Source organism: Opitutaceae bacterium (genome assembly GCA_015075305.1).
Lineage (GTDB): Bacteria > Verrucomicrobiota > Verrucomicrobiia > Opitutales > Opitutaceae > UBA6669.
On the sequence record JABTUS010000001.1, the window covers coordinates 561,243 to 585,248 of the forward strand.

Below are 24,006 nucleotides of genomic sequence, written 5' to 3' on the forward strand. Positions count from 1 at the left end.
CGCGTGCACACGCACACGGATCCATTTCCAAACACGCATCACATCCACATTTATGGCCGCAAAATCCAAAGCGAAAAAGTCTGCCCCTCGGGGCAATGCAGGCGCCAAAGCAGCGTCCTCGAAGAATGCAAAGTATGTCTATACCTGGGGCGCCGGCAAAGCCGACGGCAACGGTACGATGAAAAACCTTCTTGGGGGCAAGGGCGCGAATCTGGCCGAAATGACCCGCATCGGCCTCCCCGTGCCTCCCGGCTTCACGATCACCACGGAGGTTTGCACCTATTTCTACGCAAACAAGAGGTCCCATCCGGCCTCGCTTCAGGCGCAGATCGAGGCGGGCATACGAAATATGGAGAGGATCATGGGCTGCCGCTTTGGCGACGCCAGGGGATTCCCGCTTCTCGTCGCCGTGCGGTCCGGTGCCCGCGACTCCATGCCGGGCATGATGGACACCATCCTCAATCTCGGACTCAACGACGAAACCGTTCTAGCCCTCGCGGCGGCAACGAAAAATGACCGCTTCGCGTGGGACTGCTACCGTCGTTTCGTCCAGATGTACGGCGACGTCGTCCTGGGGGTCCAAAAGCGCGAGGGCGAGGATCACGAGCCGTTCGAGACAGTCATTCATTCCTACAAGCACGAAAAATACCACGCTGACATTGAGGATTCGAAACTGACGGCGGAAGACCAGCGGGAGCTCGTCGTTCGTTTCAAGGATCTCGTCAAGGAACGCACGGGCAAGGGCTTCCCATCCAACCCATGGGACCAACTGCGCGGAGCAGCGGGCGCCGTGTTCGGTTCATGGATGAACGACCGGGCGATTGTCTATCGTCGCAAGTACAACATCCCCTCGGAATGGGGCACTGCAGTGAACGTTCAAGCCATGGTGTACGGAAACACCGGGGACACCTCCGGCTCCGGAGTCGCCTTCACGCGCAATCCCGCAAATGGCACCAATGAGTTTTACGGCGAATTCCTCATCAACGCGCAGGGCGAGGACGTCGTTGCGGGTGTTCGCACCCCCGAGCCGGTGATCAACCTGAAGAAGGAAATGCCGAAGTCCTACGCGGAGCTGCTCAAGGTGCGCGCCATCCTGGAAAAGCATTTCAAGGACGTTCAGGACATCGAGTTCACGATCCAGGAAGGCAAGCTGTTCATGCTTCAGACGCGCAACGGCAAACGCACCGCCGCAGCCGCGCTCAAGTTCTCCATCGACATGGTCAGGGAGAAGTTGATCGACTGGAAAACCGCGATCCTGCGCAACCCCGCCGACCAGCTCGAGCAGTTGCTCGCGCCCATTTTCGATCTCACGGAAGTCAGGAAGGCCCAGGCCATCGCAACAGGTCTTCCCGCCGGACCCGGAGCCGCCACAGGCAAGATCTACTTCAACGCCGAACGCGCGGTTGCCGCCGCGGACAAGGGCGAAAAGGTGCTGCTCGTGCGCATCGAGACCTCGCCCGAGGATCTCCGCGGCATGATCGCCGCCGAAGGCATTCTCACCGCGCGCGGTGGAGTGTCCTCCCATGCCGCCCTCGTGGCGCGGCAGATGGGCAAGGTCTGCGTCTGCGGCGCATCCGCCCTGGAACTGGACTACGACAAGAAGACCTTGTCCGTCGACGGCAAGGCCTTCAATGAAGGTGATTTCCTCTCCATCGATGGCACCTCCGGCACCGTCTATGCCGGCCAGATCAAGACCGCTCCCTCGGAGATCATCGCCGGGCTTCTCCACAATGACGCCGCTGCAAGGAAGACTGAAAAGTTCAGAAATTACAGCCAGTTGATGAAGTGGTGCTCTCAAGCCACCCGGCTTTCGGTCAGAACGAATGCGGACACGCCGGAGCAGACACAGAACGCGATCGCGTTTGGTGCGGTCGGCATCGGCCTCACACGCACGGAACACATGTTCTTTGAAGGCGACCGCATCGACGCGATGCGTGAAATGATTCTCGCTGAAACGCAGGATGCCCGCAAGGCGGCCCTCGCCAAGCTTCTGCCCTATCAGCGCGCCGACTTCCTTGGAATCTTCAAGGCGCTCAAGGGTTTCCCGGCAACGATCCGATTCCTGGATCCTCCCCTGCACGAATTCCTCCCCCAGACAAAGGAGCAGCAGATGGATCTCGCCCGAAAGCTGGGCATCCCGGTCGAGAAGATCATGCATCGGGTGCACGAACTGCACGAATTCAATCCAATGCTCGGGTTCCGTGGCTGCCGTCTGGGAATCAAGTTCCCCGAAATCACCGCGATGCAGGCCCGCGCTGTCTTTGAAGCGGCGGTTGAGGCAAACAAGGGCGGATTCAAGGCGAAGCCCGAAATCATGATTCCGCTCGTCGGCTTCAAACGGGAGCTCGATCTTCAGGTCGCACTCGTCCACGAGGTGGCCGCCGCCGTGCAAAAGGAAACCCGGAAGAAGATCAGCTATTCCGTCGGCACCATGATTGAGATTCCACGCGGAGCACTCACCGCCGACGAAATCGCCTCCACCGCGGAATTCTTCAGCTTCGGCACCAATGACCTGACCCAGACCACCCTTGGCATGTCACGCGACGATTCAGGTTCCTTCCTCGGCGCCTACCAGGAGGCTGAGATCTTGAAGAAAAACCCCTTCGCAAGCGTCGACCAGACGGGTGTGGGCCAGCTCATGAGGATCGCCATCGAGAAGGGCCGCCAGACCCGTCCGGACATCAAGCTCGGCATCTGCGGAGAACATGGAGGCGATCCAGACTCCGTGAAGTTCTGTCACAGGCTGGGTCTGAACTACGTCTCCTGCTCGCCCTATCGGGTGCCGGTTGCACGCCTTGCCGCGGCACAGGCTGCAGTCGCGGACCTAAAGAAATAGGACCTTCAGGGAGATCGCCTCCAACACATTGTCCACATGACTGCCCCGCGCTTTCACCAGCGCGGGGCTTTTTTGTCAGCTTGTATGGACAATGGATTTCATGTGGACGCTCCTGCCACCCATATTCGGTTAATAGTCTGAATAAACGGCCGATAGGGTATCGACACCGGTAATCCACACGCTCCCGTCCGCATGCCTACAACCGAAGGAATCAGCGATCTGCTGTGTCGCACAGCCATGACACACGCCGTGCAGGAAGTCATGCGGACCATGCTCAATCTATCCACCGTGTTTCACAGCGAAATAGATGCAAGAAAGCCGGGCGGCATTGCGGCCGCGATCAATGGTCCGCAGGTGGTTGGCACCGTTGGATTCCTGGGCGACATCGATGGTTTGCTTTACCTTTTCCTTGGATCGGATTTCGCCACCAACGCCGCCGCGCATCTGCTCGGTGTCACGAGTGAGGAGCTCGAGTCAGATGGTGATGAGGCGATCAACGATGCCATCGGGGAACTGACCAACATGACCGTTGGGACGTTCAAGAACCAGCTCAGCGATCGCGGCATCCAGTGCAAACTGACGATTCCGTCCATTCTGCGCGGCAGCAACTTCAGGATCGAACCCACCAGTACCGTCACCCGTCGAACCTATCGCTTTGATATCGGATCACACTCTCTCATCACGGATCTTCTCATGAAAACCGAGGCTTGATCCGATTTGAAGTGCACCTTTGCCGACCGACATCTCCATGCGCTACAAAATCCTAACCGTAGACGACTCCAAGACCGTGCGAATCATCGTGAAGAAGGCCTTCAGGACCTTCGATTGCGAGATCATCGAGGCATCCAACGGAGTTGAAGGTCTGGCTGCGGCCGCGAAGGAGCGGCCCGATGTCATCCTCCTGGATTTTACCATGCCTGTCATGGACGGCGTGGAGATGCTGACGAAGCTCAAGTCGGATCCGACCCTGAAGGCGATCCCCGTGATGATGCTCACTGCCGAAGGAGGGCGTGACAATGTCCTCAAGATCGCGAAGATCGGCGTTCGCGATTACATCGTGAAGCCGTTTCGCGAAGAGGTTCTGGTCGAAAAAGTCGGACGCGTCATCGACCTCAAACCTCTCTGTGAGGGCCCGCTCAAGGCAAAGAGCATACTGGACAGCGCGACCATTCTCGTTGTGGAGGACAAACCGGCCATTGTTCAGCAGATACAGGAGGGATTGAAGCACACCCCATGGAAAATCACCGGGGTTGCCACCACGAATGAGGCGATCGATTTCTGCAGTCGCAACCAGACTGACCTCGTCATCATATCGCTTTCGCTTCCCGACGACTCTGCATTCACACTTTTCGGACTCATCTGCACGAACGTGAAGACCAAGTATACCCCGGTCTTCGGACTGGTGGTGAAGACCGAACTCCATGCGCAGCAGCAGGCGCAGCAGGTGGGCTTCACTTCAATCGTAACCAAGCCCTTGGACATCCCGGAACTTGAAGCGAAGATGTCAAAGGCCATGAACCTCGACACATCCCAGCGCTACTTTTCAACCGACCAGGATGTCTTTGTCCTCAAGATGCCGGAAGTAGCCTCACAGGCTGCGGTGAATGAAATGCTGACATACCTCAAACCAAAGATGTCCGAGGCGGTGGATGGAGGCATTTGCAAGGTGGTTCTCGATCTGCGTGAACTCAGGCGCCTGGACATGATCGCCATCAAGGCGCTCCTTCAGGCGATTCAGCATTGCCGCGAGTTTGGACTGCAATACCTGCTTGTCGGAAACAGCCAGATCATCAGCGAATGCAAGGGCTTCGAGGACACAAAGGCCTGGACGTTCGTCGATACCATGGAGGAAGCCAGGAACGGCTTTTCACGTTCCAACAGTGCAGTTTCCGCACAGCCCGCCGCCGTCGGAGCATAAAATCCCATCTTGCCGCGTCGCTGACGCGGCTCCCTGCGAGCCCCGTGCCTTGAACGGCACGGGGTTTTTATTGGCCGCACTTCGGCAAGCCATGGGCAATAGATGTCCGTTAGCCATGATTTCTCCTCTAGAAACAGTGGAAAATGCCGATGAGAACCCCGGGTTTAGATGCCGTCTTTCCGTGCGAACGGAAAGTCTCTGTCTCTCATGAATTTCCTCTCCTCATCGCCTCACGCGAACGGGCTGGTCCTTTCGCGCTGCGTTGCGCTGACGCTGTTCGCGATCGTTGGATCGGAAAGCGCGGCCCGTGCGCAACCGCAGCGAGTCAGATCAGAATCCTTCACCTCGGATGGAGGCTGGGCTGAAAGGTCCTCCGCTGTCAGCTCACCCTATCTGGCGGTCATCCTCCCCCCGGCTCTCAGGTTCGAGGCAACACCACCTCCAACTGATCCCACTCTCCGCCTCGCTGCAGGTGCGCCGCCGCGGCCCGGTGGCGTCATTGAGGAAGTTGCTGCGGAAAACAAGGAGGCCGCCGTTGTGACCGCCCCTCCAGCCGCCTTGCCCGCCGTATCGAGCGAGGCATCGACGGGTTCCGAGCCGGCAGCCGAAGGCTCCCGATCGCCCGCCAGCCATCCACCAGTCGCCATCCTTCACGACGACCTTCAGCGTGAGGTCCGCCCGGAGGATGTCCTCCCGTACTTTCAATTCCCAGGCTCGGTGCAATCCGCGCCGGCTCCCGCCCCCATGCCGGCGAGTTCCGCCACCTATCGCCAACGATGATCTGCATGCGCTCATTCCTGTTCCCCTGTCTGGTGGCGATCCTTGCACCTTGCGCAAGTCTTGCGGCCGAGGGTCACGATGGCATCCCAGAGGCGGCCGCCGCCCCCTACATTGCGGCTGCACCAAAGCCGGGAGAGATCACCGAAGCCGAGATCAGGAGCTTTCAGAGCATCGGGGACGCCAAGACTTCCCAGGGAGACTACGACTCCGCCGAGATCGCCTACCGGCAGGTTCTCGCGGCACGTGCGACTCCCGAGCAGGATCGCGACGCCCTCCTCGGCCTCGCTCGCATGTACCGCCGAAGCAATCAGCTCACGCGATCCGCGGCCGTGTACGAGAAGCTGTTGAAGGAGTTTCCATCAGACAATGCGCTCCCCATAGTCTATCTTGAACTTGGCCGTGTGCACCGTGCGCTCGGGGCCTATCGGCTCGCGATTGCCCGGTTCTACAGCGTGATCAACTCCACGCTGAAGCTTCCCGAGAATGGCCAGGAACTGTACCGGCAACTTGCGCGAACAGCCCAGTTCGAAGTGGCTGAAACTCATTTCCTCGCCGGAGATTATCAGGAAAGCGCCCAGTATTTCTCACGTCTCAAGCTCCTGGACCTCGCACCGGCCGATCAGGCTCGGGCGAGTTTCAAATCAGCCTTCGCCCTTTATCGCGCGGGCGAGTATGAAAAGGCCGTCGCAAGCCTGCGTTCCTTTCTCGAACAATACTCCCTGGATGAAAACACCCCCGAGGCCCGGTACCTGCTCTCCATGTCGCTGCGCCGGCTCGATCGCAATCAGGAGTCGCTCGTCGCCGCGCTTGAACTCCTGAAAACCGAGCACGGTCGCACGGATGAGGATCCCAAACGCTGGGCTTACTGGCAGCGCAAGACGGGCAACCAGCTCGCAAACGAATTCTACGAACAAGGCGACGCCGGAAGCGCTCTCACCATCTATCTTGGTCTCGCCGCACTCAGCAATGAGCCGTCGTGGCGACTCCCCGTTTTCTACCAGATTGCCCTCTGCTATGAACGACTGCGCTCGGTGGGCAAGGCTCGCGAATACCTCCAGGCTGTCGTCAAGGATGCCGGGACACCGAAAGACGGCTCATCGCCAGGCTCTGATCTTGCGGAACTCGCCAGCATGGCCGCCTGGCGGTTGAAGCAGCTTGACTGGGAGGACACCGCCGACCGTCAGCTCAATTCCTTTTTCCAAACCTCCGACTCGCCTAAGCACCCTGAGATGGCCACTACTCTTGCTGCATCACCGCAGACATGAGTTCGCACGACCCCCTCCAGAATCACTTGCAGCTTTGCGACGAGCTTCACCAACTCGCCCTTGAGGAAAACCGCCGCATCAAGGAAACCCACCAGGCTCCTGATCGCGACCTGGTTGAACGTCGAAAGGGTCTTCTCAAAAGGCTCGACGAAAGTCTTGTTCGCATCAAGGCGCCCGAGTCTTCCGTCATTCCCGCTGACACAGCCAGCCGGAAGCAACGACGGGAAATCGTGGAAAAGGCGCGCACCCGGATTCTCCAGATCCTGCACCTGCAGAAGGAAAATGAACAGTTGATCCTTCGGTACAGCCTCGGCAGCCCCCGACAGCAGAGCGCCCCCGTTTCACCACCTGCGTCTGTTTTGCAGAAAATCTACGACAGTCATCGTTGACGTCCTGACTGATTTCGCAGGCTGTTCGGGCCGCTTTCCTTCCACTCATGCCCACGGCGCGAATCCTGGTTCACGAGAACGCTTCACTCAACCTGGAGTCTGTCGCGTCCACATTGCGGGATGCGGGATACAGCACCTCGTGCGTGCGCACCCAGACGCGCGCTGAATTCATCGACGCCATCGACAACCTCCGGCCGGGTCTCGTCCTGTGCGACCACGAGTTCGGTGACCTCAAATCGCTGGATGCAATTGATCTGGTCCGAAAACGTCTGCCGCAAACGGACTTCGTTGTCCTGTCAGAAACCCACGATGAGGATCGTGCGGTCGAATGCATCAGGCGGGGGGCCACCGACTGCGTGGTCAAGGATCGTCCGGAACGTCTGCTTGCGGTCATTCGTTCCGCCCTCGATCGCCAGCGCCTCCGCCGTGAACATCGTCGACTGGAACGCCAGCACCAGATTCTCTTTCGCCTCATTCCGAGTTTTGTCTGCGTGTTGACGAAAGAGGGCATCCTGGTTGAGGCCAATCCCCCCTGGAGCCAGCAGCTCGGCTACCAGCGCGAGGAATGGATCGGGCGTCCTCTCGGCGACTTCGTGGATCCCAGCGACCGAAGCGCATTTCTCGGATGGTGGAGTTCGCTGTCCGGCCAGAACAGGAACGCGGAGGCAACCGCAGACGGATGCGAGGTCCGAATGATCGGCCGCACCTCAGCCTCCCGCTATGTCACGTGGACCGCGCGCATGCATCGCGCAGAAAACCTCGTTTATGCCTCCGGGCACGACACCAACGACAGACACGTGGCGGAGAGTTCCCTCCGGAACAGCGAGGCGCGTTTCCGGGCGATGGCGGATTCAGCTCCAGCATTCATCTGGATCTCCGGGATCGATCAATCCCGCACCTATTGCAACCGGCCGTGGCTCGACTACACGGGCCTCAGCCTCGCCGAAGCAAACAGTGAGGGATGGATGGAGTCCGTTCATCCCGAGGATCGTCCACGCGTTCGCGCGATCTACCAGAACAGCTTCTCCGCCTGCCGCGCCTTCAGGGTGGAATACCGGCTGCGACGCTTTGATGGACTCTACCGATGGATCATTGACAACGGTTCCCCCAACTACAATTCGGAGGGCGGACTGATCGGGTTCATTGGCTCCTGCATCGACATCAACGACCAGCACGAGGCGGAGGCGCGCCTCACCCAGCGTGCAATAAAGCAGGCGGCGCTTGCCGGCTTCGGTCGCTTCGCCCTGGCCCAGCACCCCTTCGACGACATCGTGCGCGAAGCCGCACGTCTGATCAGCGAAACACTCCGGGTGAATATGAGCCAGGTCCTGTCTCTTTCACCCACGGATCTCTCCATACGGTTGATTGCCGGACACGGATTCGAATCTTCCGCCCTCCCTCTTTCCGTCGGGGAGGTGCGCGTCGAGGCGCTGATGGCCGCAGGGCATGTTCTCGCGGAACAGCCCGAACACTTCCCCGGGCGTTCGCTGCATGGCGTTCTTGGAGTTGTTTCCGGCTGTTCGGTTCCCATCTCCAGCACCAAGCGTCCCTTCGGATTCCTGACCGCGCTCAGCCAGCACGAAATGACGTTCGCCCGGGACTCAATCGACTTCCTCCATGGCATCGCCAACATACTCGGCAGCGTCCATCAGCGGGAATTCGCGCGCGCGGCGCTCGAGGAAAGCGAACAAAAGCTGCTGCAGTCGCAAAAAATGGAGGCGGTCGGCATCCTCGCAGGTGGCGTGGCCCATGACTTCAACAATCTACTCACCGCCATCCGCTGCTACGGAGACCTGCTCCACGAGGATCTCGCGGCGATGCCCGAGCTTCAATCGAGGGCCGCGGAGATTCTCAAGGCCACGGCGCGGGCCAGTTCACTGACCGGCCAGCTGCTCGCCTTTAGTCGCAAGCAGATTGTGCAGCCGGAGGTTCTCGATCTGAACAACATCATCACGGACCTCAGGGATCTGCTGCGTTCGCTCCTGAGCGAAAACATAAATCTGGTCGTCAACCCCGCCGCCGGCGCGGTTCATTTTGAAGCCGACCGGAACCAGTTCGACCAGGTGGTCATCAATCTTTGCATAAACGCCCGCGACGCCATGCCCCAGGGAGGCAGCATCACGATCGACATCGGCTCGCGGAATTTGGAGGAAGGCAATGCGCACGGACTGGGCGCCGGCGATTATGTTGAACTGCGCATCTCCGACACCGGAACCGGAATTCCCGAGGATCTGCAGCCGCGTCTGTTCCAACCCTTTGTCACCACAAAGCCCAAGGGCCGCGGCACAGGCCTTGGACTCGCCACCTGCGCTGTCATCATCAAGAGCTGCCAGGGATCAATTTCCTTTGAGAGCGTCGTGGGAAAGGGCACCACCTTTCTGGTCCTGCTGCCGCAGCTGCCCGCCTCGACAAATCCACGCGCTTCCGACGACGACGCCGTCGTTTTCGAAGGCACGGAACGCATTCTCCTGGTCGAGGATGACGAGGCGATTCGCACAGTGACGGCCGCGATTCTCGAGAGCATAGGATACCGGGTGCACGCCGTTTCAAGCGGAGCGGATGCGCTGGATTACTGCTCGCATCCGGATGTTCCGCCATTCGATCTCCTTCTCACCGACGTGATCATGCCCAACATGGGTGGACGGGAACTGGCGGACCGCTTCTCCAGGCTTTTTCCGGGAATCGGCATTCTCTTCATGTCCGGATACGTCGGCGACTCAAAGATCCTTCAGGCCGTCCAGGACGCAGGCGCCCGTTTTCTCGAAAAGCCGTTCACCCGGACCAGCCTCGCACGCAAAGTGCGGGAATCGCTCGATCTCGCATCGAAGGAGCCGGCACGCACCTAGCCAGGCGGCATGCCGCCAGCCGGATGCTGCCGGCTTGGCACCCGCACAAACGACATGCCCGCGGCAACCGCCCCTTGAATGCCCGGTTCCGCGTCTTCAAACACAAGACAATGCCCCGGGTCGACACCCATGCGCCTGGCCGCAAGCAGAAACATGTCAGGCGCGGGTTTTCCGCGGCCGGGCGCGACATCGCGCGGAGTGACAACGATGGGGAACAACTCCCGAAGCCCCGCCGCCCTTAGGGACGGATAGGCAACTTCCGGCGTACCGCCCGTTGCGATCGCCATTGGCTTCCTGCCCGCCTCCCTGCGGGCGATCTCCGCCACCGGCTCGATCACCTTGAGATCGGTCATCAATTCAAGATAAAGTGACTCCTTCCTTTCGGTCACCTCATCGGGATCGATGGTCAGACCGTAGCGCTTTGCAAAAAGCTCTGCAACCTGCCGGGTATGCACGCCCCCCAATTCGTAGAAATAGTCCTCGTCGAGCTTACGGTCCAGGCCGCACCGCCGCATCGCCTCATCCCACGCCCGGTAGTGAACCGGCATGGAGTCGACCAGCGTGCCATCGAGATCGAAGATGAATCCTGAAAAGTCCCCCGGAGGGATTGAAAGCTGCATATTGGCTCACCAGCAAGCCGGTTCACCATTCACTCGTAAACGGCAATCGCATCGATTGCCGCCTCAAAAACTTCGAGCAACCGCAAACGGAAGGCACGCGTGCATGGGCTGTAATCGGGACAACAGAAGCATCGACGGAAGCCTCGAGGATTCCATTCCTATCTCCGCCGCTGACGAGCCGTCAGGGATGATAGTCGGACAGCGCGTGCGCGCGGATTTCCGCCAGCTTTCTGTCCCATTGCGCTGCAAGCTCCCGAACCCGTTCAGGCAAAGCCGCAGCCAGGTTGTGTGATTCACTTCTGTCATTCGCCAGATTGTACAACCCCCACGGCCCCTCCGGCACGGCGACAATCTTCCAGTCACCCAGACGAAACGCCCGATTGCCCTCGTGCTCCCACCAAAGCCCATCGCTGACATGAACCGCGGGAATATTGTGATCGAACGAGGCCGAGAAACTCACTCCCGGCGCCGGTGGAACGGGGAGATTGTTCCATGGCGCGGATCTCTGTGCGCCAACAAGGTCGAGAATGGTCGGAACAACATCCACAAAATGGAGGGGTGCCGTTCTCAACCCGCCTCGCTCGTGGATCCCCGCGGGCCAGCGGACTATGAACGGGGTGGAGATGCCGCCCTCATGCACCCACGTCTTGTGACGTCGAAACGGCGTGTTGGAAGCGCTGGACCAGCCGGGTCCGAGGCAAAGAAAGGTGTGCTCCGATCCGGGTGCGGCTGATGGGTCATGTCCACCTCCACGCACCATGATTTCCGCGCTTGCTCCATTGTCGGAGGCAAAGAGAACGATCGTATTCTCCTCTGCGCCCATCGCCTTGATCTGCTCGAGGACGCGTCCAATTTCCCTGTCCATGCGGTCCACCATCGCCGCATGGATCGCCATCTTGTTCGCCTGGAATGCGCGCTGGGCATCCGTCAGTTCCGACCATGGCAGCGGGCGGTTGATTTCTCCGGGGCCAAGCTTGGCGAGATCGTCGGGCCAGTCATAGGGGGGACCGACATCCCTCTCCATCATGGGATCGGGATTGTTTGTGATTCCCATGCGGGTGAGTCGCGCGTAGCGCTCCGCCGCAACAACATTCCAGCCCACATTGTAGGTGTCATGATACCTCGCGATGTCAGCCGCGGGTGCCTGCAGCGGAAAATGTGGAGCGATGAAGCAGAGATACTGGAAGAACGGGCGATCCGCAAATTTCGCGGCGTGCTCACGAAGCTGATCGACCGCACGCGTGGCAATTTCCGTGGTCACATAGTAGTTGTCCCTCTGCGGAATCTGCTTCCCGTCGAGGGTGTGGTGCTCGGCGCTGAAATTGTCATTCGTGTTGGCCGTCACGTCGAAGCTGTGGTCAAAGCCGCTGCCGAGCGGTTTGCCGTCGATGTGCCACTTGCCTGAATGGTAGTTCTTGTAGCCGAACGGCCGAAGCAGCTCGGAGAGCAGTCCAGCCCACCCCGGACGCACGCCCTTCATACCGCTTTTCACGCCGGCCACCAGATCCCGCCGCACTTCCTGCGCATAGTATCCCGTCATGATGGACGCCCGCGACGACCAGCAGCGCGCCGTGTTGTACATCTGCGTGTAGCGCAGTCCTCCCGCTGCGAGTGCGTCCAGATTGGGCGTCGCAATCTCACCACCATAGCAGCCCAGGTCGGAAAACCCCATGTCATCCGCGAGGATGAGCAGGACATTGGGACGCTCGGCCGCAAGTGCCGTTGAGGAGAGCAGACAGCAGGCGAGCAGGAATCGAGGTAGCTTCATGTGGAGAACATTGTGCCTGTCACCGCGTGTGGACAATTGCGGAATCAAATTGGAATCCCGTGTGGGAGACTCCGTGCATCTTCAGGCGCTCCCGGCTGACCAATGCCTTGTGATTGCGGATCTTCATGATTCCCGGCCTTGCGTTGAGGGCTCGTTTGACGCCACGATGGGCGGCAAATGTCTGAACTGCCCACAGTCCGCGTGCAGAAGTTCCTCGCCGATGCAGGGATTTGCTCGCGTCGTGCGGCCGAGGCGCTGATTGCCGGCGGAGAGGTCTGGATCAATGGAAAAGCGGCAGCCATCGGCCAGAAGGTGGATCCCGATTCCGACAGGATCGTCGTTCGCGGAAAACAGGTTCGAACGTCGCCACAGCCACGGATGACACTCGCAGTCCACAAGCCTCGGGGCCTGGTCTGCTCCAATGACGATCCCCAGAACCCTGACACGATCTTTGATCTGCTGCCGCGACAGTACGCCCGGTTCCGCTTTTTCTGCGCAGGCCGTCTCGACAAGGACAGCGAGGGACTCGTCATCCTGACGACCGACGGCGAGCTGGCCAATCGCCTCATGCACCCGCGAAACACGATCGTCAAACGGTACCAGGTGCGGCTGGCCGAGCCCTTCCCGTTCAGGCGCCTTTCCACACTACGCAAAGGCGTCATGATCGAGGGCGAACGCCATCGCGTCGAGTACGCGGCTTTGGTCAATCCAGCCCGTGACGACACATCGGAGAACCTGGATGTCTGGATGCACCATGGAAAGAAGCGGGAAATTCGCCTGCTCTTCCTGGCGCTGGGTTATGAGGTGAAACGGCTTCGCCGCTACCAGATCGGCACCTTTCCCCTCAAGGGAATCCCATTGCGTGGAGGCCGACAACTTTCCATGAAGGAAATCGAATCACTCTTCACCGTTTCCTCCGCACCACCGACCCGATCGGCTGTCAAATCGACGGCCGTATCCCACCCATCCAGCCCATGAAGCTTCATTCCATCCTCCTTGCGACCTTCCTGGCATCGACATGCAGCGCCCTGGTGGCCGTTCCGCTCGGCGTCGCCACCACCGCACACATCAAGCCCGATGCAACGTCCGCCAAACTGGCCACACTCGCCGCCGGCACCGAGTTGAAGCCCGTCGCCGGTGCCGCTTCCGCCCCTGGCTGGCTGGCAATCGAGGTTACCGGTCCGCACGATGTCTTCGTCCAGAACAAGGAAATCACAAAGTCACTCGATGTCCGCCCCGGCGCCGAGCTCCGGCTCGAGCCTTCTGCAACGGCACCAATCGTCGCCTTGGCCAACGCAGGCGAAACTCTGGATATCACAGGGCTCCATGGCCGTTGGACCAAACTCAGGATGAACCGCACACTGACGGGCTACATCAAACTCCCCACAGCCCGGCTTCCCGAAGCAGCCGTGCCCGTTGGAACCCGGGCCCCCGCACCCGGCACGCCTTCCCCTGCTCCCGTGGCACCGCCCCCCACCGCACCGGCAGCCTACGGAACATCCACACCCGGCGCAGCGGCACCCGCTGTGGGCTTGTCAGATAGCAGCGCCGGGGTGCTTCCTCGGACTTTTCAGGGGCGTTTTGTTTCCACCCGGAGTCCATTCAAGCCACGGCGTCCCTACGACTGGGCCCTCACGGATGAATCCGGAACCCGTTTCGCCTATCTCGATGTGTCACGTCTGCTCCAGACCGAACAGATCGAAAAATATGCGGACCGCTTCATCTCTGTTTTTGGCGCCGCCAAGCCTCTCCCAAACAGCAAGGACTTCGTCATTGTCGTCGAGAGCCTTCAGTTGAAGTGACGTCGAACCTGCTCCATGGAAATCATCGACGGCAACCGGGTCGCCAGTACAATCGTTGAGGAGCTCAAGGCCGAGGTCGCGGCCTTCACCGGACGAAAACCGTGCCTCGCGCTCGTCCGCGTCGGAGAGGATCCCGCATCCGTTTCCTACGTGCGCAAGAAGGAGAAGACCGCCGCCGAAATCGGCATAACCGGCCGGGTTATTCTCCCGCCTGAAACCATTTCCCAGTCTGAGCTCTCCTCCCTGATCGACGAACTCAATGCCGATGACGCGGTGGATGGCATTCTTGTCCAATCGCCCCTGCCCAAACAGATCGACGAGCTGGCCATCTTCCGCCGCGTGCTTCCGGAGAAGGATGTCGACGGCTTTCATACAATCAACCTCGGGAAGATAGCACAGGAGGACGACACCGGGTTCGTTTCCTGCACGCCGGCCGGCATTCTCGAACTGCTGCGGCGCAGCGATGTCGACCTGAATGGCAAACATGTCGTCGTCCTTGGACGGTCACTTATCGTCGGCAAACCCGTGGCGCTGCTCGCCCTTCAGAAGAAGGCCGGCGCAAATGGAACGGTTACGATCTGCCATTCCGGCACACAAAATCTCCCGGCGATCACCCGCCAGGCGGATGTGCTGATCGCAGCCATCGGACGTCCGGAGTTTGTGACCGCGGACATGGTGAAACCCGGAGTCGTCGTCATCGATGTAGGGGTCAACAGGGTCGCCGACCCCACAAAAAAATCGGGATATCGCCTGACTGGGGACGTCCACTTTCCAAGCGTGAGTCCGCTCGCATCCAAAATCACCCCGGTTCCCGGAGGCGTGGGGCCAATGACGGTTGCGATGCTGATGAAGAACACGGTCAAAGCCTACCGCCTTAGAAAAAAAGCGGGTTGAGCACCCAGCTCCCTATTGATTGCAGATCATAGTCTTAAAAAAACGTAAAGCATCGTGATCTGGGGTCCTTCACTCATGCGCTGTCTTGCACGGGGGGCGTTTTTCAATCCTTCTCCCGACAGCAATCGATGTTCGCCCCAAAAATTCTGGTTGTCGATGACCAGCCGATCAATGTCCAGGTTCTGAAGCGAAAGCTTGAACGCGAACAACTGCAGGTGCTGACCGCCTTCTCCGGCGCCGAGGCACTGGAGGCGGTCGCGAAGGAGAAACCGGATTTGATTCTCCTGGACGTCATGATGCCCGACATGGACGGCATCGAAGTGTGCACGAGGCTCCAGGCATCGGAGGAAACCAAGTCGATTCCAGTTATTTTCATCACCGCACGCGCCTCCAAGGAGGCGAAACTTGAGGGTCTCGGGGTTGGGGCGGTCGACTACATCACCAAACCCATCGATCTCGACGAGACGTTCGCACGGATCCAGACGCAGCTTCGATTTGTGGCCGTCAACCGCGAGATGGCGGAACTGCAGCATCGACTTCTGGAGTCGCGCAGGACTGCGACCATTGGAGCGGTCACACAGGGCATTGCGCACAACTTGAACAATCTCCTGGGTATTGTCCTCGGTTATCTGGACCTCATCAAGGCGCATCCCGATCGTCCGGAAAGTGTCAAACGCAATGCGGGCCAGGTGGAGAACGCCGTCCATCGCATAGTCGCCATCATCAAGCAGCTCAGCACACTGATGGTGAAGTCGCGTTTCCCGACCGTGAAGCGCCCGGTCAGTCAACTGATCGCAGGCGCGACCGAGCGGTATCAGATCGAGTACAGGATCACGGAGCGTGTATTCGTCGACAATCCCCTGGGCGACCAGGCCATCGATACGCATGTGGAGGTGTTTGAGGATCTGCTCTCCAAGCTCCTCATCAACGCCTGGGAATCCTACGGATCGGCGGCGCCGTTGGACAACCGCCCGATCTGGCTGCGCACCGAACTGGTGGAGCGCCCTGGCGGGGCCAGTGTGCTTTTCCGGATTGAGGATCAGGGGAACGGAATCGACGACGGAATTCGCGATCACATGTATGAGCCGTTTGTGAGTTCCAAACAAACGGTCGGTGTCGGCATGGGACTGACGATAGCGCGCCATGCCATGCGCAGCCTCGGCGGCGAAGTGATCCTGGTGGATCGACCCGGCGGGGGGACAATCGCACAGATTCAGCATCCCGTGGAGCAAAAGATGCCGCGTTCGGGCACCTGATCGGTTTACATGCGGGCCCGATGTGTCTAGGCATCCGGGGTTCCTATGCCAAAACTCGCTTTCATCGGCGCCGGCCGCATGGCCTCAGCCATGGTCGATGGCCTGCTCTCCCAGGGAGCATACAGGGCGGCCGATATCTCCTGCTTCACTGCTTCGGGGAAATCAGCCGCCACTCTCGCCCAGCGAACGGGCATTCGGCACTGCGAATCGCCCGATGCCTGTCTCGACGGCGCGGACATCGTCGTCATCGCCTTCAAACCCCAGCACCTCGCGTCCGCCGATCCCGGCCTGGCTGCGCTTACTGCCGGCAAGATGGTGCTCTCGGTGCTGGCCGCCAAGCCCCTGGCCCGACTCCGGAGTGTGTTCCCCCACGCACGCGCAATCGTCCGTTCAATGCCCAACACACCCGCCGCGATTGGCGCCGGCATCACCGGCTGGTGCGCCGACTCGACTCTGACGCCCGCTGACCGCACCCGCCTCGTCGGCCTCCTGCGCGCGATCGGCACGGAAATGGAGGTTGCGGAGTCGAAGATCGACGCATTGATGGCGATCAGCGGCTGCGGTCCCGCCTTTGTCTTCGAATTCACCGCTGCACTGCGCGAAGCCGGTGTTGCCGCCGGACTGCCCCGCGAGCAGGCGCAGCGGCTGGCGGTCGAAACGGTGCTTGGCTCAGGCCGGTTGATGGCCCGCACACAGAGCGAACCCGAGGCGCTGCGCAATCAGGTGACCTCCCCCGGCGGAACAACATTTGCCGGACTCCAGGTCATGGCTGCCCGCGACTTTCGAGGCATGATGCTCGAGACCGTCATGGCCGCAAAAGCCCGCTCCGAGGAGTTGAGCCGGGACAATTGAAGCACAGTCGACGCACCGCCAGCAATCGTTTCAACAACCGGATGGCCTCAACAATCAAGTCTGGGAGAACACTGTGAGCACGCTTCAGGGACGCATTCTGGTGACAGGTGGGGCCGGCTTCATCGGCAGCGCACTCGTCTGGGCGCTCAACAAGCGCGGAATCACGAACATAGTCATCTCCGATGTTCTCGGCTCCGACGAGAAGTGGAGGAATCTGGTTGCCCTCCGGTTTGCCGACTATGTCGAAGCGGACGTCTTTCGTCGCAAACTGAACGAAAGCCGCGATGCCTTTGGGCAGTTCAGCACGGTCTTTCATCTTGGAGCGTGTTCAGCCACCACCGAAAGAAATGCGTCCTACCTGGCTGACAATAATTTCGGCTACACGAAGGAGCTCGCAATGTGGTCGATCGACCGCGGCATGCGGTTCATCTACGCATCCTCTGCAGCCACCTACGGCGACGGTTCCCAGGGCATGGACGACAGGGATCTCAATCTCCAGCGCCTTCGCCCGCTCAACATGTACGGGTATTCCAAGCACCTTTTCGACCGCTGGGCACAGTCGCACGGCTGTCTCGACAGGCTGGTCGGACTGAAATATTTCAACGTCTTCGGTCCGAACGAGGACCACAAGGGAGACATGCGCTCACTGGTCAACAAGGCGTTCCAGCAGATTCAGGCCTCGGGAAAGGTGCAGCTTTTCAGGAGCTACAAGCCTGAGTTCAAGGACGGCGAACAGATGCGGGATTTCCTATACGTCAAGGACGCCGTGGAAATGACCCTGCATTTCGCCGAAAAATCCCCGGCCGCGGGCGGGCTCTACAATCTCGGATCGGGTGAATCCAACACCTGGATCACACTCGCAACCGCAATTTTTTCAGCACTGCATCTCAAGCCGGTGATCGAGTTCATCGACATGCCTGAAGCGCTGCGCGGCAAATACCAGTATCATACACGCGCAGACATCAGCAAACTCCGTGGACAAGGCTATGACCGGCCGGTCACGGCGCTGGCTGATTCCGTTCGCGACTACGTCGGAAATTATCTGGTGCCCAATAGGAAACTGGGAGAGCAGGAGTAATTGCGCGGGTGGTCGGCACAGTCGAATAGCGCCGACCTCAACCTTCGCCAGTCAAACATCGATCCGCGCCGACTCTACGGCATCGCTTCGAGTTCGGCAACGGTCCAGGACTTCGAGCCGCGAGCGGCATCCTTTGTGCGAATCTCGGTAACCCTGGCAGGATCAACTGGGGCAGCCTTGTTGCCCCATTCCTGACGAATATAGGTCAGGACGTGGGCGATGCGATCGTCGCTCCAGTTGAAGCCGCCAGCGCCCTGCCCAAAGGCGGGCATGACCCCATTGAAGGTTCCTCCGTGCACCTTGAGCTCACCGGTCAAACCGTGCAAAAGAATGCGGATCACGCGATCCTCGCTGCCATTCACCCATTCCGAGTTGGCCAGCGGGGGAAATGCTCCCGGCACGCCCTGCCCCGTGGCCTGGTGACAGGTCACACACATGCCCGGCGTGTTGTACAAGCGGTTGCCTGCGGCTACCGGATCGACCGCGACGGGGGGTGCCTTGCTGGCCATCGCCAGATCGAAGTGTTCATCCTGAACCAGGGGGCTGAAGCTGCCCCGGTAGTGCACCATGTAAATCGCGCAGACAAAGACCAGCGTGGACAGGAGCGCCAACAGGAACAGCGATGTCACGGACGTGCCATCCTTCGCCTCTGCCTTCTTTCTAATCAAATCAGCGTGGGCCTGCTGAATCGCTTCATCGGAGTTGTCACGCAACTCGACCTTGGGACCGGATGATGACGATTCGGCGCTCATTTGTGGCCTCCCTCCGCTCCAGCTGCTTCCGCCGGCTTGGCGACATACAGGTTTGCTGCCTCAGGATACGCGTGGGTGTCTTTCAAGCTCAGCAAATAGGAAACCAGTGCTTCAGCGCGGTCAGTCGCCACAATTTCATAGCCTGCCGGGGGCTGCGCCTCCGCGGGAAGCAGCTGTTGAATGGATCTGTGGGAGCGCTCCCCCACGATCTTTCGGGTTTCAAAAAGAAAGCGGTAGGACGGCATCATCGAACCGGGTGACGTGAGCTGCGCGTTGTAGAGATGCCGAACATGCCAGTCCCGTCCATCCTGCCCCTCCTTGCGAACGCCGACGTAGCGCAGATCAGGGCCGATTCGCTGACTCCCCAGAAGCACGAACGGATCATTCACGTACTCGCGCGCAACACTCTGCCTGTCGCCCCAGCCCTGCTTGTCATCGATGCCATATCCGGGGCGTCGCGTCTGTTGAGTGTGACAGGCTGCACAGCCAAGATCCCGATACACCAGCCGCCCCTGTTCGGCGATTCCGGATATCGGAACCGGGTAGGAGACGCCGTCATTGGGATCCAAGTGCGGGATCATCCGCCCGTAGGTGATCTGGTTGACCATGACCACACCAACCCACGACAAAGCCAGCGCGGCAAAGAGTCCCAGGTAGAAAAAGAGCGAGCGTTTCATCGAATGACGGCCTCCTTCGTGCCGGTGTAGCCTGAGGAGGTGGAGGAGCGGAACAGCGCGCAGCAGCAGCAGCCCGCCTTGCGGAATGTGCGCATGAGGTTAACAGCGAAAAGCAATTGACCGATGAGGAGAATTGTCGCCGCCAGAGTCTGCGCGGAAAGGTAGGGCTTCAACTGTTGCATCACCGCCAGAAGAGGCGGAGGTGTTTCCTGGCCCGAGGGCAATGCGTTGATCAGAAAACCCTGTTTCAGCCCACCGACAGTGAGGGCGGCGACACCGAGAGTCACGCCGATCACCGACAGCCAGAAATGGGCGGTCACCAATCCACGCGAGCTCCATTCCACACCGAGGATTTTCGGCACCAGGTAGTAGAGTCCGCCAAGGGCCACGAGGCTGAAAACACCCAGGAAGAACAGCTGGGATTGCGCCGGAAGCACCAGCGTGAACTGGGTGATCTCGGCAACTGACCTGAGGCTCAATGCGACGGTGGAAAGCGCCCAGAGGAGCAGTGCAAGGACTGCGAATGAAAAGAAGCGCAGCGTTCCCGAAGTCTCCCCCGTGGCGCGCGGCCCCAGCAGAGTCGGCAGAAAGTTGATGGCAAGGACCGCCCAGGTCACAACAATCATCAGGGTGCCGCTGACCCCTGCCGATACGACCCAGGCTGGAACAGGAGCCCCGGACAAGCGGGCAAGCCCCGCCCAGCCTCCAAAGAGAGCGAGCATCCAAAAGCCATAAATGCTGATTGAGTAGTTGTTGATCGGGCGACTCAGAAGCTTGGGTAGAAAATAGTATAGCGCACCCAGCGCAACGGGGAGGAGGTAAAGATGGATCAGCCCCTGCGCAAACCAAGTGTGGACAATCGCCTGAACCGTGCCGCGAACCGGGTTGATGAACAGCATGATTTCAGTGAGCGAGAAGATCCATGGGAACCAGAAGAGCGCGCCGAGAAGATACCACTGCGATATGTACACGGGCCGGATTTTCCCATACTGATAAACTTGGAAAATCCACATTCCAATGAATGCATACGCAACGAAGAGCAGCGGAGCCGCATAGGCGGGCAGCTCGAGCATTTCGAGTGACGTGCCGTCGCCAAACATCACGCCGCCAGCTCCGATCGCGACACCCAGGTTCCAGAAGGAGATGGCAACAAGAAGCAGCGCAGGCTGAGGCAGCATGCTGCGGGACAGCCTGGCCAGCAACCAGACGGAAAGAGCAAAGGCGGCATTGAATCCCCAGCCGTAAATCAAGGCAATGCTCTCGGCCCCGCGTGTGCGTCCATAGGTCAGGCACTCCAGGTCGCCGAGAAAATTCGGTGCATGGAGCTTGATGGAGGATATCACCGCCAGCACCGCGCCGATGAGCAGCCAGCCCGCCGCAGAGGCCGCAAACAAGGATACGGGGGCCCTCAGCGATGCATCAATTGCCGCATCGTCAGATTGGGATGACCCGCTTGAATTCGATAGTGAAGCCATGCTTTGAAGTGGATGCTATTTCCGCGACGCATTCATTTCAGCGATCGTCAGTTCCATTGCCCGATCGATGGGAAGGCGGACTCTGCCCGCCCCCTGATCCACCCAGCCATAGGTTGTCGCAGCCGCGGCCTCCTTCTCGTGAAGCTCGGCCAGCTTTGCGCTCCGGCCTGCCGGGGTGTTTTTCCACTGCTCGTCCTCCGCGCCTCCGGCGTAGCTGCGTGCAGGAACCGGATCCTGCCGGACCAGCGCGTAGATCACTATGAAGATCGCAAAGGCGACCGCGATCACCAGTGCCGAAAAAAACGACAGGCGCGGGCGGAATGCGTCGGATTTAGTCTGGGGAAGACTCATGATAGGTGAGACATTCTGCGATCCTTGGATCACGGATCGGGATCAGTTTTGTCGTGCCAAAGCTCCGGAGGTACGCCCAGATGCAGATTCCACCGATGCCGACAACGGCGGTGAGTGTCCAGATCTGGTGGACCGCGAGGAAAGGCAGGGGATCGCCGAGCGCGTTCTTCTTGGATGGCCAGATATTGTAGATCATGTCGAGCAGCACGATCGCGGCGATCGTCACCGCCACGCGTGGCATCGCGACCTTGTTCAACTTGCGCTTGTAGCTGAGAAGGAGAAAAAACGGCCAGAAGAAATGTCCAAAAAGCAGGGTCATGCCGACCCATTTCCACTGGTTCGGCTGGCCGTCGCTGTTGTTGATTTCGCGCAGGTTGTACCAGAACGTCTCCTCGGGGACGTTTGCATTCCAGATCAGAAAGTACTGCGAAAACGTCACGTACCCCCAGAACACGGTGAACGTCAGCATGAGCATGCCGATGCAGTAGAGGTGGTTGTCATTCAGGATTCCCTTCAAATCACCCCGGTACCACAGCCAGATCATCATGATGATGCCGGCGGAAAGGGCTGCGCGCACGCAGTTCGCAAAATACCAGACACCGTACATCGTGGAGAACCAGTGGTACTCAAGGGATTTCACCCAAAGTATGATCGCGATGGTCAGAGTTATCGCGGTTACGGGAATCCCAAACGCCGAAGTGATTCGATTCTGCCGTGTCCAGCCGGCGTCACCATCCGAATCCTGCGCGAACGAGGCCCGGCGAAGACGTGCGGAAAGCCAGGTCCAGATCGCAAAGCATGCGACCGTGATGATGACAAACATCGTGGGATTCAGCAATCCCGACTTCTTCACCCAAAGTTCATCCGTTCCGACCGTCCCGTGACCTCCCACCAGCGATAGATCGAAGGCGGGATTCATCCATTTCCAAACCGAGCCCGGATAAATGACGACGGCCAGCAGCAGCGGCACGAAGAGCAGGGCGAGCCACTTGAAGGACGCCAGGCCGTGCTCGAACTGGCGGCGCAGGACGACCGACCATGAGGCATCGAAAACGTGGTGGATCATCACCAGCAGCAGCATGCCCAGGGCCACGCCACCCCAGAAAGTGATTCCCACCAGCCACGAGAAGGCGATCTTGGAGGGATCGGTGAAAAGCAGGCCAAGCGCGGTGAGCAGCACTCCCGCCACCCCGATCGTCAATGCCCTGCCGCCGGCCGGTGCCCGCGCACCCGCCGAGGACGGCGTTGCGGGCACGGCTGAAGAGGATGATGCAGCGTGTGTACTCATTGGATGCCAAGCTCCGCGCGATGCGATGCAGGAACGTCTTCAACCCTGCCGCGCTGCGCGCGCTGCAGGGCGCGAACGTAGGCGACCACAGCCCAGCGTTCCGACGGCTCCAGTTTGTCCGCATAGGACATCATGGTGTTCTTGCCATGGGTGATCGTGTTGAAGATCTCGCCGTCCGCCATCTTGACCAGTCGGTCATCATGATAGGTTGGCGTGGCGCCCATGCCGTAAAGTTTCGTTATTCCATTGCCGTCTCCCAAGGCCCCGTGGCACGGTGCGCAATAGATCTGATAGCGTTCTTTCCCGTGATGAAGGAACTGCGCGTCCACGGTGAGATCCTTGGGAATGCCCATGAGCCAGGCGCCATTCGAAATCTTTCCTTCATACAGCGCCGTGTTCTCCCGGAGGTCTCCCCTCGCGACAACACCCTGTGGCATCGGACGATCAGCCATTCCATCGGCAAAAAAGGCGGAGGAGCCCTGCGCCAGGTAATGGGCCTGCCGATCCATGTCCGGAAAGACTTCCAGCGGCGGACGCAGGGACTTGCTGCCGCGGAACCCAAAGATCCCAACGGTCAGCACCACGACGAAAAACGTGACATAGTAGACGTAGCGCATGGTCAGGCTTCCAGCTCCGATATCTGTTTACCGCCCACCTTCTCCAGCAATGCCCGCGTGGCGCTGAGATTGAACTTCGGATCGCGCGCCTCGATCACAACCAGGTACTTGTCATCGAGCCCCTTCAGGATGTGATCCGACTTGAGCACGGGGTGATAGTGCATCGGAAGGCCGTTGAGAATGAACATGCCGCCAATCGTGGCGAACGCAGTGAAGAGAATCGTCAGCTCGTAGGAAACCGGGAACGCAAACATCGGGCTGAAGAACGGCTTGCCGCCGACGATCAGGGGATAGTCAAACGCATCCGTGTAGTAGATCAGCAGCATGCCCGTCGTGAATCCCAGTATTCCGCCTGCAAGCGAAAAGCGAGGCACCCTTGAGCGACGCACTCCCATGGCGCGATCCATACCGTGCACGGGGCAGGGCGTAATGCAGTCCCAGAACTTGTAACCGGCGTCGCGGACTCCCTCCGCCGCATGATAAATGTCGGGAGCCGTGTCGAACACGGCAACGAGACCATAAGGTTGTGCAGCCATCTCTGG

General features: G+C 59.7%; 22 protein-coding genes. 13 read left to right on the forward strand and 9 right to left on the reverse strand.

Annotated features, from left to right (window positions below):
* Positions 1 to 52 precede the first annotated feature (52 nt).
* From HS122_02225 to HS122_02255, 7 genes are all read left to right on the forward strand, one after another.
* Positions 53 to 2,836 (forward strand): pyruvate, phosphate dikinase, encoded by a 2,784-nt coding sequence (locus HS122_02225; protein MBE7537215.1) that lies wholly within the window; start codon positions 53 to 55, stop codon positions 2,834 to 2,836.
* Between the two features lie 192 nt (positions 2,837 to 3,028).
* Positions 3,029 to 3,547 (forward strand): chemotaxis protein CheX, encoded by a 519-nt coding sequence (locus HS122_02230; GenBank protein ID MBE7537216.1) that lies wholly within the window; start codon positions 3,029 to 3,031, stop codon positions 3,545 to 3,547.
* A gap of 37 nt (positions 3,548 to 3,584) precedes the next feature.
* Positions 3,585 to 4,754 carry a response regulator gene (locus HS122_02235; GenBank protein ID MBE7537217.1) on the forward strand — a complete coding sequence of 390 codons (1,170 nt, stop codon included), beginning with the start codon at positions 3,585 to 3,587 and terminating at the stop codon, positions 4,752 to 4,754.
* A 207-nt stretch (positions 4,755 to 4,961) separates the two neighbouring features.
* Positions 4,962 to 5,534, forward strand: a complete 573-nt coding sequence (locus tag HS122_02240) for a hypothetical protein (protein MBE7537218.1) — start codon at positions 4,962 to 4,964, stop codon at positions 5,532 to 5,534.
* Positions 5,535 to 5,539: 5 nt separating this feature from the next.
* Positions 5,540 to 6,799: a tetratricopeptide repeat protein gene (locus HS122_02245; GenBank protein ID MBE7537219.1), complete on the forward strand. Its 1,260-nt coding sequence runs from the start codon at positions 5,540 to 5,542 to the stop codon at positions 6,797 to 6,799.
* Positions 6,796 to 7,188 (forward strand): hypothetical protein, encoded by a 393-nt coding sequence (locus HS122_02250; GenBank protein MBE7537220.1) that lies wholly within the window; start codon positions 6,796 to 6,798, stop codon positions 7,186 to 7,188. The genes HS122_02245 and HS122_02250 overlap by 4 nt, the downstream gene beginning before the upstream one ends.
* Before the next feature lie 47 nt (positions 7,189 to 7,235).
* On the forward strand, positions 7,236 to 10,034 hold the full coding sequence (locus HS122_02255; protein ID MBE7537221.1) for a response regulator: 2,799 nt from the start codon (positions 7,236 to 7,238) through the stop codon (positions 10,032 to 10,034).
* Here HS122_02255 and HS122_02260 read toward each other — a convergent pair.
* A complete protein-coding gene (locus HS122_02260) occupies positions 10,031 to 10,654 on the reverse strand; it encodes an HAD family phosphatase (protein ID MBE7537222.1) in 624 nt (207 codons plus the stop codon). The two genes, HS122_02255 and HS122_02260, sit on opposite strands and share 4 nt — an antisense overlap.
* 181 nt (positions 10,655 to 10,835) lie before the next feature.
* The gene (locus HS122_02265; GenBank protein MBE7537223.1) at positions 10,836 to 12,422 is read right to left on the reverse strand and encodes an arylsulfatase; all 1,587 of its coding nucleotides are present in this window, start codon (positions 12,420 to 12,422) and stop codon (positions 10,836 to 10,838) included.
* A 177-nt stretch (positions 12,423 to 12,599) separates the two neighbouring features.
* Between HS122_02265 and HS122_02270 the strand changes: the two genes are divergently transcribed.
* The 6 genes from HS122_02270 (at position 12,600) to rfaD (ending at position 18,304) form a co-directional block, all read left to right on the forward strand.
* Positions 12,600 to 13,400, forward strand: coding sequence for an rRNA pseudouridine synthase (locus HS122_02270; GenBank protein ID MBE7537224.1), 801 nt, complete (start codon positions 12,600 to 12,602; stop codon positions 13,398 to 13,400).
* A complete protein-coding gene (locus HS122_02275; protein ID MBE7537225.1) occupies positions 13,397 to 14,224 on the forward strand; it encodes a hypothetical protein in 828 nt (275 codons plus the stop codon). Before HS122_02270 ends, HS122_02275 begins: the two co-directional genes overlap by 4 nt.
* Positions 14,225 to 14,239: 15 nt before the next feature.
* Entirely contained in the window at positions 14,240 to 15,118 is an 879-nt protein-coding gene (folD, locus tag HS122_02280; GenBank protein ID MBE7537226.1) for a bifunctional methylenetetrahydrofolate dehydrogenase/methenyltetrahydrofolate cyclohydrolase FolD, read from the forward strand.
* A gap of 128 nt (positions 15,119 to 15,246) precedes the next feature.
* The gene (locus HS122_02285) at positions 15,247 to 16,374 is read left to right on the forward strand and encodes a response regulator (protein ID MBE7537227.1); all 1,128 of its coding nucleotides are present in this window, start codon (positions 15,247 to 15,249) and stop codon (positions 16,372 to 16,374) included.
* A gap of 45 nt (positions 16,375 to 16,419) precedes the next feature.
* Positions 16,420 to 17,226, forward strand: a complete 807-nt coding sequence (locus HS122_02290) for a pyrroline-5-carboxylate reductase (GenBank protein ID MBE7537228.1) — start codon at positions 16,420 to 16,422, stop codon at positions 17,224 to 17,226.
* Between the two features lie 73 nt (positions 17,227 to 17,299).
* Positions 17,300 to 18,304 carry an ADP-glyceromanno-heptose 6-epimerase gene (gene rfaD / locus HS122_02295; GenBank protein ID MBE7537229.1) on the forward strand — a complete coding sequence of 335 codons (1,005 nt, stop codon included), beginning with the start codon at positions 17,300 to 17,302 and terminating at the stop codon, positions 18,302 to 18,304.
* Between the two features lie 74 nt (positions 18,305 to 18,378).
* Here rfaD and HS122_02300 read toward each other — a convergent pair whose 3' ends face one another.
* The 7 genes from HS122_02300 to HS122_02330 are packed head-to-tail and all read right to left on the reverse strand — an operon-like array spanning position 18,379 to position 24,000.
* On the reverse strand, positions 18,379 to 19,056 hold the full coding sequence (locus HS122_02300) for a cytochrome c (protein ID MBE7537230.1): 678 nt from the start codon (positions 19,054 to 19,056) through the stop codon (positions 18,379 to 18,381).
* Positions 19,053 to 19,733 (reverse strand): cbb3-type cytochrome c oxidase subunit II, encoded by a 681-nt coding sequence (locus HS122_02305; protein MBE7537231.1) that lies wholly within the window; start codon positions 19,731 to 19,733, stop codon positions 19,053 to 19,055. The genes HS122_02300 and HS122_02305 overlap by 4 nt, the downstream gene beginning before the upstream one ends.
* Positions 19,730 to 21,208 (reverse strand): cbb3-type cytochrome c oxidase subunit I, encoded by a 1,479-nt coding sequence (locus tag HS122_02310; GenBank protein MBE7537232.1) that lies wholly within the window; start codon positions 21,206 to 21,208, stop codon positions 19,730 to 19,732. The genes HS122_02305 and HS122_02310 overlap by 4 nt, the downstream gene beginning before the upstream one ends.
* Positions 21,209 to 21,223: 15 nt before the next feature.
* Positions 21,224 to 21,559 carry a hypothetical protein gene (locus tag HS122_02315; GenBank protein ID MBE7537233.1) on the reverse strand — a complete coding sequence of 112 codons (336 nt, stop codon included), beginning with the start codon at positions 21,557 to 21,559 and terminating at the stop codon, positions 21,224 to 21,226.
* Positions 21,540 to 22,847, reverse strand: a complete 1,308-nt coding sequence (locus tag HS122_02320) for a hypothetical protein (GenBank protein ID MBE7537234.1) — start codon at positions 22,845 to 22,847, stop codon at positions 21,540 to 21,542. The genes HS122_02315 and HS122_02320 overlap by 20 nt, the downstream gene beginning before the upstream one ends.
* Positions 22,844 to 23,464, reverse strand: a complete 621-nt coding sequence (locus HS122_02325; GenBank protein MBE7537235.1) for a cytochrome c — start codon at positions 23,462 to 23,464, stop codon at positions 22,844 to 22,846. The genes HS122_02320 and HS122_02325 overlap by 4 nt, the downstream gene beginning before the upstream one ends.
* 2 nt (positions 23,465 to 23,466) lie before the next feature.
* Positions 23,467 to 24,000, reverse strand: coding sequence for a DUF3341 domain-containing protein (locus tag HS122_02330; GenBank protein ID MBE7537236.1), 534 nt, complete (start codon positions 23,998 to 24,000; stop codon positions 23,467 to 23,469).
* Positions 24,001 to 24,006: the final 6 nt, after the last annotated feature.

Coding starts and splice junctions, on each gene's coding strand:
- HS122_02255 (MBE7537221.1), top strand. CDS start 7,236: ATGCCCACGGCGCGAATCCTGGTTCACGAGAACGCTTCACTCAACCTG.
- HS122_02240 (MBE7537218.1), top strand. CDS start 4,962: ATGAATTTCCTCTCCTCATCGCCTCACGCGAACGGGCTGGTCCTTTCG.
- HS122_02305 (MBE7537231.1), bottom strand. CDS start 19,733: ATGAAACGCTCGCTCTTTTTCTACCTGGGACTCTTTGCCGCGCTGGCT.
- HS122_02265 (MBE7537223.1), bottom strand. CDS start 12,422: ATGAAGCTACCTCGATTCCTGCTCGCCTGCTGTCTGCTCTCCTCAACG.
- HS122_02285 (MBE7537227.1), top strand. CDS start 15,247: ATGTTCGCCCCAAAAATTCTGGTTGTCGATGACCAGCCGATCAATGTC.
- HS122_02250 (MBE7537220.1), top strand. CDS start 6,796: ATGAGTTCGCACGACCCCCTCCAGAATCACTTGCAGCTTTGCGACGAG.
- HS122_02315 (MBE7537233.1), bottom strand. CDS start 21,559: ATGAGTCTTCCCCAGACTAAATCCGACGCATTCCGCCCGCGCCTGTCG.
- HS122_02330 (MBE7537236.1), bottom strand. CDS start 24,000: ATGGCTGCACAACCTTATGGTCTCGTTGCCGTGTTCGACACGGCTCCC.
- HS122_02235 (MBE7537217.1), top strand. CDS start 3,585: ATGCGCTACAAAATCCTAACCGTAGACGACTCCAAGACCGTGCGAATC.
- HS122_02310 (MBE7537232.1), bottom strand. CDS start 21,208: ATGGCTTCACTATCGAATTCAAGCGGGTCATCCCAATCTGACGATGCG.
- HS122_02320 (MBE7537234.1), bottom strand. CDS start 22,847: ATGAGTACACACGCTGCATCATCCTCTTCAGCCGTGCCCGCAACGCCG.
- HS122_02270 (MBE7537224.1), top strand. CDS start 12,600: ATGTCTGAACTGCCCACAGTCCGCGTGCAGAAGTTCCTCGCCGATGCA.
- HS122_02260 (MBE7537222.1), bottom strand. CDS start 10,654: ATGCAGCTTTCAATCCCTCCGGGGGACTTTTCAGGATTCATCTTCGAT.
- folD (MBE7537226.1), top strand. CDS start 14,240: ATGGAAATCATCGACGGCAACCGGGTCGCCAGTACAATCGTTGAGGAG.
- HS122_02275 (MBE7537225.1), top strand. CDS start 13,397: ATGAAGCTTCATTCCATCCTCCTTGCGACCTTCCTGGCATCGACATGC.
- HS122_02300 (MBE7537230.1), bottom strand. CDS start 19,056: ATGAGCGCCGAATCGTCATCATCCGGTCCCAAGGTCGAGTTGCGTGAC.
- HS122_02230 (MBE7537216.1), top strand. CDS start 3,029: ATGCCTACAACCGAAGGAATCAGCGATCTGCTGTGTCGCACAGCCATG.
- HS122_02290 (MBE7537228.1), top strand. CDS start 16,420: ATGCCAAAACTCGCTTTCATCGGCGCCGGCCGCATGGCCTCAGCCATG.
- HS122_02325 (MBE7537235.1), bottom strand. CDS start 23,464: ATGCGCTACGTCTACTATGTCACGTTTTTCGTCGTGGTGCTGACCGTT.
- HS122_02225 (MBE7537215.1), top strand. CDS start 53: ATGGCCGCAAAATCCAAAGCGAAAAAGTCTGCCCCTCGGGGCAATGCA.
- HS122_02245 (MBE7537219.1), top strand. CDS start 5,540: ATGCGCTCATTCCTGTTCCCCTGTCTGGTGGCGATCCTTGCACCTTGC.